We start from the raw sequence: 11,857 nt of genomic DNA on the forward strand, positions 1-11,857 counted from the left end.
TCCTATTCTACTTCTAAAAACAGTTAATATTAATTAATTTCGTTTTATAATTACAACCTTTGTTTTAAGCTCTTGTTTTAACCAATCTCCAAGTTGTTTTTCTTTTATAATTACCAAGCTATCATTTAGTGATTCGCTCCACTTTACAGTAGCAACATCTAAAGTATCTGTATTTATAAAATCTTTAGATTCAAGAGTTTTTGCGTAACTAAAATACTGTAAATCGTTGAACCTAACTTTTGCATCGCGCGAAAGATTAGTAAAAGACACCGTGTTTTTCTCTGCATTTACAACACGAAGTTCTTCTCGTATCACATCAATTTCTGCTCTTAAACTAGAAATAACATGATCTTTTTCATCTAAATCCTCAATAGCTCTATCGTAAGCATCAGATATTTTATCAAAACTTCTATTTTTATTACCAAAAATCACTAATTCAAAATCACTAATTTTTGAGTAACTTTTAACTTCATTTCTCAAATCGGATTCTGTTGCATCCGTTATTTCACCATTAAAATAAAGTGTTATCTTTTTTTCGTTTGAATCTAATGTTCCATTTTGAAACCATAATTCTCGATTCATTTTAATTTCATTTGAAATAAAATTGTTGTAATCATTCTCATAACCACTACTCTTCAATACTCTTAAAAAAGTTATGGTTGGATAAATCATGACAACCAACGCTACCAACAACGCAAATCTAGCCGTTCGTCTTCTTTTGGCAGAATTAGCATATTTAAGCATAGGAAACCTTAATACTTTAAGTACAAGAAATGTTGCCAAAGCAATAAAAATAGTATTGATGGTAAACAAATTCATGGCTCCTAAAAAGTAGGTAAAATTACCATGAGCTAAGCCATAACCAGCTGTACACAAAGGTGGCATTAATGCTGTAGCAATAGCAACACCAAAGATTACCGAAGCAATGGTTCCTTTTTTAGTACGCGCAATAATTAACGCCAAACCACCAAAAAAAGCAATAAGTACATCACGAATATCGGGTTTTACACGACCTAATAATTCTGAAGTTTCTTGATTTCCTAACGGGAAAAACTTAAAAAACAAAAATGCCGTTAATAAACTTAGCACAATCATGGTTGCTAGGTTTATTAACGATTTTTTTAAGGTATCAATATCGTTTATGGCAATGGATAAACCTATTCCCAAAATAGGCCCCATAAGAGGAGAAATTAACATGGCTCCAATTACAACAGCGGTTGAATCGGCATTTAACCCAATAGAAGCGACAAAAATAGAACAAATTAAAATCCATGCCGTAGCGCCCTTAAAAGGAATATCGGCTTTAATAGCTTCAATTGTTGCATCCCGGTCTGTATCTTCACGGAAATCTAACAATTCTTTAAAAAACACCTTAATGCTCTTAAATAATCCTTCTGCGTCTTTCTTTACAGCTTTTTTAGATTCCTCAACATCTTGATTTTTTTTTGCTTGAATCTCTTCTTCAGAAAAATTGAATTTATGTTCTTCCATGGTTTATTAATTTGCAAAAAACTTTTAAATTTTAGTTGCCATGCTTTTCGTTAAGCCTTTTTAAAACTAGTTTTATATCTTGTTCTTTACTTTTAGGGTAAATTAATAAAGCATCATCATTATCCACTATTATATAGTTGTCCAAACCATCGATAATCACCTTTTTACCAAGTTTAGTTCTTATCATATTACCTTTAGCATTTTCTACTAAACTTTTAGAATTTAAAATAGCATTATCATCCTCATCCTTATCAAGTTTATCGTATAAACTTCCCCAAGTTCCTAAATCGTTCCAATCAAATTCTGCCCCTATCACGTAAACATTTTTAGATTTCTCCATGATAGCATAATCTACCGATACGTTTTCTGCTTTCGGGTAATTTTCCTTTATAAAATCCTCTTCCAATTCGGTATTATAAACTGGAATTCCAGATTCAAATAACTGATATAATTCTGGCTGATTATTTTTAAATGCTTTTAAAACACTCTTTGCACTCCACATAAAAATACCTGCGTTCCATAAAAAATTACCTTGGGCAATAAATGCTTTGGCCGTTTCATAATCTGGTTTTTCTCTAAATTGATTTACTGGTTTAATAACTTTAGTTGAATCTTTATCGAATTCAATATAACCAAAACCTGTATTTGGAAATGTAGGTTGAATTCCTAACGTCATTAACGCATCATTTTCTGAGCAATAATTAAAAGCTTCTTCTACATTTTTTGAAAACGTTTGTTCATCTTCAATCCAGTGATCACTTGGAGCTACAATCATTAAAGCATCCGGATTCTCTTTTTGAATTTTTAAAGATGCATATAAAATACAAGGTGCTGTATTTCTCATGGCTGGCTCTAAAACTACTTGTTTTTGAGTTACTTCTGGAAGCTGTTCTAAAACCAAATCGTTATAGCGCTCGTTTGTTAATATGTATATGTTTTCCTTAGGAATTAATCGTGATAGACGCTGAAATGTTTTTTGAATAAGTGTATCACCAGTTCCGAGCATATCGTGAAATTGTTTTGGAAAATCACTTGTACTAACAGGCCAAAACCTAGATCCAACTCCGCCTGCCATCAATATGGCATAATAATTTTTATTCATTTTCTACTTTATTTGTGCTAGAAACTCAAATGAAATTCTAGCTTATTAATATTATTACTTTATTTCTTTTTTTAGAAATTAAATTAGTTCAACCTCTGCATTTGGATTAAACAAATATAACCTTCCTGTTTTAATTTCAACACACTCAAATCGTTTTACCCGTTTTTGTCCCATTTTAAATACGCGACCATTATATAATTTAAAGGTTACTCCTAAGGGTATTTCAAACACATAAGTTTTATCGTTTGGCTCGTCAAATTGCTTTAAAGCAAACGCTAATTTAATATCTGTATCACTAGAGGCTTTTGGATTTTTAAAATGCTGCGCTAAAAGTGGCAATAGATTATTTGGGAAAATATTTGGGTTTAAAAATGGTAACATTAAATGCTGAAAAGTGTGCTTCCACTCTAAACCATGGGGTTTTATATATTTACCATAAGCTTTATAGGTTTCAAAATGGGCTATTTCATGAATAAGCGTTATTAAAAACCGGTATTCATTTAAATTCGAATTTATTGTTATTTGATGTTTTCCGTTTGGCAATTGCATATAATCTCCATGGCGCGTTTTACGTTCGTTTTTTATTTTAACAGAAAGGTTATCATGTGCTAAAAGATTTAAAACTTGAACTAAAGAATTGCTCGGAATATAATTTTTGAGTAGGTTCTGCATTAAGACAAAAATAATAATTGTTGAAACAACACACTTATTTTTTAAGAGAAAAAAAATAAAAACTTGAAAAACTATTATTAAAAATCTGACGAATCATAAAATATATTTTTAGTGTTTCCTATATATTAAGATTGCTTTAAATCTTATAAAGATTGCTAATAATTCATAAATATTGGCTAACTTATATTTTTTTAAAATTATTTAACTCGTAAATAAATCATCATAAAAAAACAATTACAGTTAAAAAACTATATTTTTTTTAACAAATATTAATAAACCATATGCTTTATTTACTTAAATTCACAAAACATTAATTATTTTTCAACAAATACTTATATTTGAGCATAACACTTGGAGCTTATGAAAGACAATAACCTATTCTCACATTATGAGAAACTTGCTAGTACTTGGGACGAAATGTATAACGACAATGCCGAATTCAGGAAGCAATATGAAGGTTTTATTAAATATTTAGAAAACACATCGCCTGAAAAGCTTACAACGAAAGAGGACCTTGCTAAACAGCTCTTTATGAGTCAAGGTGTTACTTTTACGGTGTATAACGACAATGAAGGTATTGAAAAAATATTTCCGTTCGATATTGTTCCAAGAATTATAACGGCTGACGAATGGCAAAAAATAGAAGCAGGTATTAAACAGCGCCTTAAAGCATTAAATCTCTTTATTAAAGATATTTATAATGAGCAGTTTATTATAAAAGATGGTATAATCCCTGGTGAACTAATTTATTCTTGTCCTAGTTTTTTACGCGAAATGAAAGGTGTAAAAGTACCGCATGATGTTTATGTTCATATTTCTGGTGTTGATTTAATTAGAAATAATGATGGAGAGTTTTACGTTCTTGAAGATAATTTAAGAACACCTTCAGGAGTGAGTTATATGCTAGAAAACAGAGAGATCTCAAAACGTTTGTTTCCTGGTATTTTACCAAAAAACAATGTTAGATCGGTATCTGACTATCCAAACTTATTATATAAAAAACTTAAAGAACTTTCAAAAATAACAAATCCAAACATTGTTCTACTTACTCCGGGAATCTATAATTCCGCGTATTACGAGCATACTACTCTAGCTAGATTAATGGGTATTGAATTGGTTGAAGGTAGCGATTTGGTTGTTAAAAACCATTTTGTTTACATGAAAACAACCAACGGATTAAAACAAGTTGATGTTATCTATAGACGTGTGGACGATGATTATTTAGACCCGCTAGAATTTAATGAAAAAAGTGTTTTAGGTGTTGCTGGAATTATGGCAGCATACAGAAAAGGAAACGTAAATATTGTAAATGCACCAGGAACAGGAATTGCCGATGATAAAGCCGTTTACATTTATGTCCCAGACATGATTAAGTATTATTTAGACGAAGAACCTATTCTAAAAAATATTGAAACCTACCAATTAGGAAGACCAGATGAACTTGCGTATGTTACAAAAAACGTAAAAGAAATGGTTATCAAAAAAACCGATGGTAGTGGCGGTTATGGCATGCTTATGGGCCATGAAGCTTCCGATGACGAAATTAAAGATTACTTAGATAACGTTAGTAAAAAACCAGAAAACTTTATAGCACAACCTATTTTAAGACTATCAACTGCACCGTGTTACATAGACGGCAAATTATCGCCGAGATGTATAGATTTAAGACCTTTTGCTCTTTCTGGACGCGATGGTATAGATATTTGTCCTGGAGGGTTAACACGAGTGGCACTAAAAAAAGGCTCCTTAGTAGTTAACAGCTCACAAGGAGGAGGAAGTAAAGACACTTGGATTTTAGAATAATTTCATAAAAAATAAACATGTATGTTAAGTAGAGTAGCAAATAATCTTATTTGGTTAGATAGGTATATGGAACGCGGAAACGGTATTTTAAGTTTACTAAAAGTAAATTTATCTACCAATCAAGACTCTCCAGAATTATTTTCTTGGACACCAATTATTAAAAATTACACCGCATATGATAACGAATACCATACAGAAGATGCTTTAGAATGTATCGACTTTATGGTCTTTAATACAGACAACTCCAACTCTATTCTTAATCTTGTTACAAAAGCAAGAGAAAATGCACGTAGTGTACAAGAGCACATTTCTAGAGAACTTTGGTTATGTGTTAATAATTACTATCTATTTCTTACAAATAAAGATTTACGAAAAAAACTAGGAGAGGAAGATCTTGCGCAGTTTTTAGAAGATTTACGCAAACATCATCTTATCTATAACGGAACAACCGATGTTACTCAAGAGCGTGGTACGTCTTATTATTTTATGAATATTGGTAAATTCTTAGAACGTGTTAATCTAATAGCCGATTTTACTTCGCTTAAACTTACCGAAATTGGAAATACTTCTGATAATTTAGAAAAAAGTTTTTATTGGAAAAACCTGCTTCTGTCTATTGGAGGTTACCAATTATACTTAAAAACACATAAATCTTCTTTTAACGAAGACCATATTATCGAAATGGTATTTCAAGATAAATTATTTCCAAGATCTGTTTATTACTGTGTTAATAAATTAAGTAGAGCTATTACTCGTTTAATTGAAACCAATGAACTAGAAAAAAGCAACTTAGAATTTCTAATTGGTAAACTTGAAAGTTCTATAAAGTATACTACTATTGAAAATATTAATGACCAAGGATTAAATAATTTCATACAAAGCATTAAAGAGGATATAAGTAATATCTCTAGTAATATCAATGCTGTTTACAACTCTAAATAACTGATTAACAATCGCAATCATGGCTACATTTTTCATCAAACATATAACAAAATATAATTATAGCGCTCCCGTAATTGATGGCGCAACTTTAACGAGGTTACACCCAATAAACGATAATTTTCAAAAAGTACTTTCACACCTAATTTCAATAACAAACAATCCTTTTATTGAAACGTTTACAGACTTTTATAATAATCGTGTGGGTACCTTCATGCTCATTGAACCACATGATGAATTAAGTGTTATATCTGAAATCGAAGTTGTTACATCTCCCAAATTAATCCCAGATGATAGCGTTGATAAAACAGCACAATGGGAAGAATTAAAAAGAATAAAAAACACAATAGAGTTTATTGATTTTACAAAGTATAAACCCTTCAGCGGAAGCAAAGAAGTTTCAGATGTTATTTTAGATCTCATGTTGAAAACTAAATCGCCTTTTCAAGCTGTTCTTGCACTTTGTGAATACGTACATACTAATTTCGATTATAAGCCTGGTGTTACAAATGTAAAAACACCCCTAGACGAAGCTTGGAAATTAAAAGAAGGCGTTTGTCAAGATTTCACCAATGTAATGCTACAAATGGTTAAAATGCTTGGTATTCCAGCCCGTTACGTAAGTGGTTATATTTGTCCTAATGAAGAAATGACAAGAGGTGAAGGAGCCACACACGCTTGGATAGAAGCATATATTCCATTTTATGGTTGGTTAGGAATAGACCCGACAAACCATGCCATTGCTAACGAAAACCATGTACGCTTAGCTATTGGAAGAAATTATAGCGATTGCGCACCTGTTAAAGGTGTTTTTAAAGGCAATGTAGAATCTGAAATGAGCGTTAAGGTTACTGTTAAAACTGATAAAAACGAAGATAAACCAAGTGCACCTGCTATAAATACAAAAGAACCTGCTAACAGTTATAAACGAAGTTTAGTAGTTAAAAAGGAACAAAATCAAAACCAGCAACAGCAGCAACAGCAGCAATAGACTTATTTCTTTCTATCGATAACATAATTAACCATTAATTCTAATGATTTTTTATATTCCGAATCTGGATACTTTTGAAGTAATTCTAAAGCTTCCATTTGAAATTCTGTCATTTTAAAAACCGCATAATCTAAACCACCATTATTTTTAACAAAAGCGATAACTTCCTTAACACGTTTGGTGTCTTTATTATGATTTTTAATAGAATTGATAAGCCATTTCTTATCCTTTTTAGAGGCACCATTTAACACGTTAATTAAAGGCAAAGTCATTTTTTGCTCCTTAATATCAATACCTGTTGGTTTCCCTATTTGTGTATCTCCATAATCGAACAAATCATCTTTTATCTGGAAAGCCATACCAATAAGCTCACCAAATTTACGCATGGTTTCTACATGTTCAGATTCTGGTTTTACCGATGCTGCACCTAAACTGCAACAAGCGGCAATTAATGTTGCCGTTTTCTGGCGAATAATTTCGTAATATATATCTTCTGTAATGTCTAGTTTTCGTGCTTTTTCTATTTGAAGAAGTTCACCCTCGCTCATTTCGCGAACGGCAATCGAAATAATTTTAAGTAAATCGAAATCGTTATTATCTATAGACAATAACAAACCCTTTGATAATAAAAAATCACCAATTAAAACAGCTATTTTATTTTTCCAAAGTGCATTTACAGAAAAGAAACCACGACGACGATTACTATCGTCTACCACATCATCATGCACTAAGGTTGCCGTATGGATAAGTTCTATAACAGATGCTCCACGATAGGTACGCTCGCAAACTTCGCCATTTGAGACCATTTTGGAAACCAAAAAAACGAACATAGGGCGCATTTGCTTTCCCTTTCGGTTAACGATATAATGTGTAATACGATTAAGCAGAGCCACTTTGCTAGACATTGAAAGCAGGAACTTTTGTTCAAAAAGATCCATTTCGTAAGCTATAGGTTGCTTTATTTGTTCTACTATTTTCAAGCTCAGATATTAAAGAAAATCAAATATAAGATTTACAAGTTTATATACTAAATGATTTATGATTTTATATGAATTGCCGAATACTTTCAGCTTTAAATTAGTTATAAAAGATTAACTTTTATTAGCCAGTTGTCCACAAGCTGCATCAATATCTTTTCCACGACTACGGCGCACGTTTACAACAATTCTGTTTTTTTCGAGCGTACTAATGTAGTTCTCTAAAGCTTCATTTGTTGCTTGTTGAAATTCGCCATCGTCAATTGGGTTGTATTCTATAATATTCACCTTACATGGTACATATTTACAAAACTGAACAAAGGCATCAATATCTTTTTGGCTATCGTTTATACCCTTCCAAACCACGTATTCGTAACTGATTTTACGATTTGTCTTTAAGTACCAGTATTCCAAAGATTCTTTTAGATCTTTTAAAGGAAAAGTTTCATTGAATGGCATTATTTTAGTTCTCACCTCATCTATAGCGGAGTGTAATGATACTGCCAAGTTGAATTTCACTTCATCATCGGCCATTTTTCGAATCATTTTTGGTACTCCAGATGTGGAAACTGTAATTCGTTTTGGAGACATGCCTAAACCATCGGTAGATGTAATTTTATCAATAGCTTTAATAACATTATTATAGTTCATAAGCGGTTCGCCCATGCCCATAAATACAATGTTACTTAATGGACGGTTGTGATACAAACGGCTTTCTTTATCTATCGCAACAACTTGATCGAAAATCTCGTCGGGATTTAAGTTCCGCATACGTTTTAAACGTGAAGTTGCGCAAAACAAGCAATCTAAACTACAACCAACTTGGCTAGAAACACAGGCTGTGGTTCTCGTTTTTGTTGGTATTAAAACAGACTCTACTATTAATCCGTCGTGTAAACGTACTGCATTTTTTACCGTGCCATCGTTACTACGTTGCATGGTATCTACTTCTATATGATTAATTACAAAATTGTCCTCAAGCATTTGGCGAGTTTCCTTAGATACGTTTGTCATATCCTCGAAAGTATGTGCCGATTTTTGCCAAAGCCATTCGTAAACTTGGTTACCGCGAAAGGCTTTATCGCCATTTTCTACAAAGAAATCCCGAAGTTGTTCTTTGGTTAAGGCGCGTATATCTTTTTTATTATCTTTCATTTGGTTGCAAAAATAGTGAAAGCTTTTTCTTTTATAGCACTTGTTTTTATAAAGTCGTACTAATTTTAGGGTATACACTAAATTTAGCACATGGTTGCATTAGGGATTGTAGCGGCATCCTTTTTTGTGCTAAACTAATTATTTTAGGAGGATATCAACTTCGATTTAGAACTAAATTTAAAAGTATTAAAACAAATTCCACACAAAAAAGATATAGCAAAAAGCCCGACCTGAAAGGGAATGCCCAAATTTTAAAACTACGAAATAGCCTTAAAAATTGATAAAAAAAAGCCTCATCGTTTATATGGATGAGGCTTAAGTTTTATTTTGATGGGATTAGATGATTAACATCGCATCGCCATAACTGTAGAATTTATATTTTTCTTTTACAGCTTCTTCGTATGCTTTTTTAGCAAAATCGTGTCCTGCAAATGCCGAAATCATCATTAAAAGTGTTGATTTTGGTGTATGAAAGTTAGTAATCATACAGTTTGCAATACTGAATTCGTATGGAGGGAAAATAAATTTATTTGTCCATCCCTCTACTTCGTTTAGTTTCCCGCTTGAAGATACCGCACTTTCTATGGCACGCATAGCTGTTGTTCCAACGGCACAAATACGACGTTTTTCGGCAAGTGCTGTGTTTACAATTTCTACGGCTTCTGCGTTGATTTTCAACTCTTCGCTATCCATTTTATGTTTAGATAAATCTTCTACTTCTACTGGGTTAAATGTCCCTAAACCTACGTGTAACGTAACCTCAGCAAATTTAACGCCTTTAATTTCTAAACGCTTTAATAAGTGTCTAGAAAAGTGAAGTCCTGCTGTTGGCGCTGCTACGGCTCCTTCAGTTTTTGCATAAATAGTTTGGTAACGATCTTGATCTTCTGGTTCTACATCACGTTTAATGTATTTTGGAAGTGGTGTTTCTCCTAGTTCGTTTAATTTCTTACGAAATTCAGTATAAGATCCATCATATAAAAAACGTAATGTACGCCCTCTTGATGTTGTATTATCTATAACTTCGGCTACTAACGTTTCGTCGTCACCAAAATATAATTTATTTCCTATCCTTATTTTACGTGCTGGATCTACTAAAACATCCCAAAGGCGTTGCTCTTCATTTAATTCTCTTAATAAGAAAACTTCGATTCTTGCTCCTGTTTTTTCCTTATTTCCGTATAAACGGGCAGGAAAAACTTTAGTATCATTTAAAATTAAAACATCGTCTTCCTTAAAATAGTCGATAATGTCTTTAAACATTTTGTGTTCTATGGTCTGCTCTTTTCTGTTAAGCACCATTAAACGTGATTCATCTCTGTTTTCAGCTGGATATTCTGCTAATAATTCTTCTGGTAAGTTGAAACCAAAATGTGATAATTTCATTCAAAAAGGTTTTAAATTAATGTGTTATTATTTCTGAGCTTCCTCAAAAAAAATCTAACAACTGCAAATATACAATCTCAGGATAGGGGTTGTCAAGTAAATGCGTGTTTATTATTCTGTTATTTTAAACCCAATGGCTCTTAAATCTTCCCAAAACGTTGGATACGATTTTGATACCACAGCGGCATGTTCTATAATTATTGGTGTTTTTAGTGCTAAAGGTGCAAATGCCATAGCCATACGGTGATCGTTATAGGTTGCAATTGGCACTAACTCTTTTATTTTAGTAGATGGTGCAAGGTGTAATGATTTATCGGTAATTTTTACTTCGCCACCTAATTTTTCAATTTCGGTTTTTAAAGCTACTAATCTATCTGTTTCTTTAATTTTTAAGGTGTGTAATCCTATTAAATCGCAAGGCATACCTAAAGCAAAGCATGTTACTGCAATGGTTTGAGCTATATCTGGTGCGTTTTTTAAATCTAAACTTAATGTTGATTCGCTAGGCTTTTCTTTTTTTAATGTGATAGAATTGCCGTTGAACGTGCTACTTACTCCAAAATGCTTATAAATTTCGACCAATACAGAATCGCCTTGTAAAGAGTTCTCTTTGTATGATGATAATGTAATTTCTGTTCCGATTTCGGCAATGGCCGCAATACTGAAATAGTATGATGCTGAAGACCAATCGGACTCTACAACCAATGTTTTTGGCGTTAATTGTTTTGTGTTTGATTTTACAGTAATAACATTACCACTAAATGATGACTCTACTCCTATTTCGTCTAATAAACTCAACGTCATTTTTATATATGGAACCGATGTAATTTCACCTTCTAAGGTTAATTCTAACCCGTTTTCTAACTTTGAAGCAATCAATAATAAGGCAGAAATATACTGGCTACTTACATTTGCTTTTAGAGATACTTTATGATTTGATAGTTTTTTTCCTGTAATTTTTATTGGAGGAAAACCATCGTTATCTACATAACTTATTTCAGCTCCAAGATCTTGAAGGGCTTCAACTAATATTTTAATTGGTCGCTCGGTCATCCGTTTAGAACCTGTAAGCGTTACCGTTCTTCCTTCTTGAATTGAAAAATATGCAGTTAAAAACCGCATAGCCGTTCCTGCGTGATGAATATCTACAACACTAGACTTCGAGCTTAATGCATTCGTCATTAAATTACTATCGTCCGAATTTGAAACATTTTCAACTTTAAATTCCGGATAAAGCGCTTGTAATAATAACAAACGGTTAGATTCACTTTTTGAACCTGTAATTGTAACTGCCGATTTTTGGTTTTCTAGTTTGGATTTATGAAGGGTAATATTCATTAT

At 32.2% G+C, this 11,857-nt stretch carries 10 protein-coding genes; 3 read left to right on the forward strand and 7 right to left on the reverse strand.

Features of this window, described 5'->3' with window-relative positions:
* Positions 1-33: 33 nt before the first annotated feature.
* From M4I23_RS09540 to M4I23_RS09550, 3 genes are all read right to left on the reverse strand, one after another.
* A complete protein-coding gene (locus M4I23_RS09540) occupies positions 34-1,491 on the reverse strand; it encodes a DUF389 domain-containing protein (RefSeq protein ID WP_158844109.1) in 1,458 nt (485 codons plus the stop codon).
* A 31-nt stretch (positions 1,492-1,522) separates the two neighbouring features.
* A complete protein-coding gene (locus M4I23_RS09545; protein ID WP_158844111.1) occupies positions 1,523-2,593 on the reverse strand; it encodes a mannose-1-phosphate guanylyltransferase in 1,071 nt (356 codons plus the stop codon).
* A gap of 78 nt (positions 2,594-2,671) precedes the next feature.
* Positions 2,672-3,265, reverse strand: a complete 594-nt coding sequence (locus tag M4I23_RS09550) for a SprT-like domain-containing protein (RefSeq protein ID WP_158844113.1) — start codon at positions 3,263-3,265, stop codon at positions 2,672-2,674.
* A 360-nt stretch (positions 3,266-3,625) separates the two neighbouring features.
* Here M4I23_RS09550 and M4I23_RS09555 point away from each other — a divergent pair, with 360 nt between their 5' ends.
* Genes M4I23_RS09555 through M4I23_RS09565 form a run of 3 tightly spaced genes read left to right on the forward strand, consistent with a single transcriptional unit; the run spans position 3,626 to position 6,998 of the window.
* Positions 3,626-5,068: a circularly permuted type 2 ATP-grasp protein gene (locus tag M4I23_RS09555; protein ID WP_158844115.1), complete on the forward strand. Its 1,443-nt coding sequence runs from the start codon at positions 3,626-3,628 to the stop codon at positions 5,066-5,068.
* A gap of 21 nt (positions 5,069-5,089) precedes the next feature.
* Entirely contained in the window at positions 5,090-6,010 is a 921-nt protein-coding gene (locus M4I23_RS09560) for an alpha-E domain-containing protein (RefSeq protein ID WP_158844117.1), read from the forward strand.
* 19 nt (positions 6,011-6,029) lie between these two features.
* Positions 6,030-6,998, forward strand: coding sequence for a transglutaminase family protein (locus M4I23_RS09565; protein WP_158844119.1), 969 nt, complete (start codon positions 6,030-6,032; stop codon positions 6,996-6,998).
* 2 nt (positions 6,999-7,000) lie between these two features.
* Here M4I23_RS09565 and M4I23_RS09570 read toward each other — a convergent pair whose 3' ends face one another.
* The 4 genes from M4I23_RS09570 to M4I23_RS09585 all read right to left on the reverse strand — a co-directional run bounded on the left by M4I23_RS09570 (position 7,001) and on the right by M4I23_RS09585 (position 11,854).
* A complete protein-coding gene (locus tag M4I23_RS09570; RefSeq protein ID WP_249754237.1) occupies positions 7,001-7,978 on the reverse strand; it encodes a polyprenyl synthetase family protein in 978 nt (325 codons plus the stop codon).
* 111 nt (positions 7,979-8,089) lie between these two features.
* Positions 8,090-9,130 (reverse strand): 23S rRNA (adenine(2503)-C(2))-methyltransferase RlmN, encoded by a 1,041-nt coding sequence (gene rlmN / locus M4I23_RS09575; protein ID WP_158844122.1) that lies wholly within the window; start codon positions 9,128-9,130, stop codon positions 8,090-8,092.
* 336 nt (positions 9,131-9,466) lie between these two features.
* Complete coding sequence (gene queA / locus M4I23_RS09580; protein ID WP_158844124.1) at positions 9,467-10,516, reverse strand: tRNA preQ1(34) S-adenosylmethionine ribosyltransferase-isomerase QueA; 1,050 nt, start codon at positions 10,514-10,516, stop codon at positions 9,467-9,469.
* Positions 10,517-10,627: 111 nt separating this feature from the next.
* Positions 10,628-11,854 (reverse strand): 3-phosphoshikimate 1-carboxyvinyltransferase, encoded by a 1,227-nt coding sequence (locus tag M4I23_RS09585; RefSeq protein WP_249754238.1) that lies wholly within the window; start codon positions 11,852-11,854, stop codon positions 10,628-10,630.
* Positions 11,855-11,857 lie beyond the last annotated feature (3 nt).

The organism is Algibacter sp. L4_22 (genome assembly GCF_023473045.1).
Taxonomy (GTDB): domain Bacteria; phylum Bacteroidota; class Bacteroidia; order Flavobacteriales; family Flavobacteriaceae; genus Algibacter.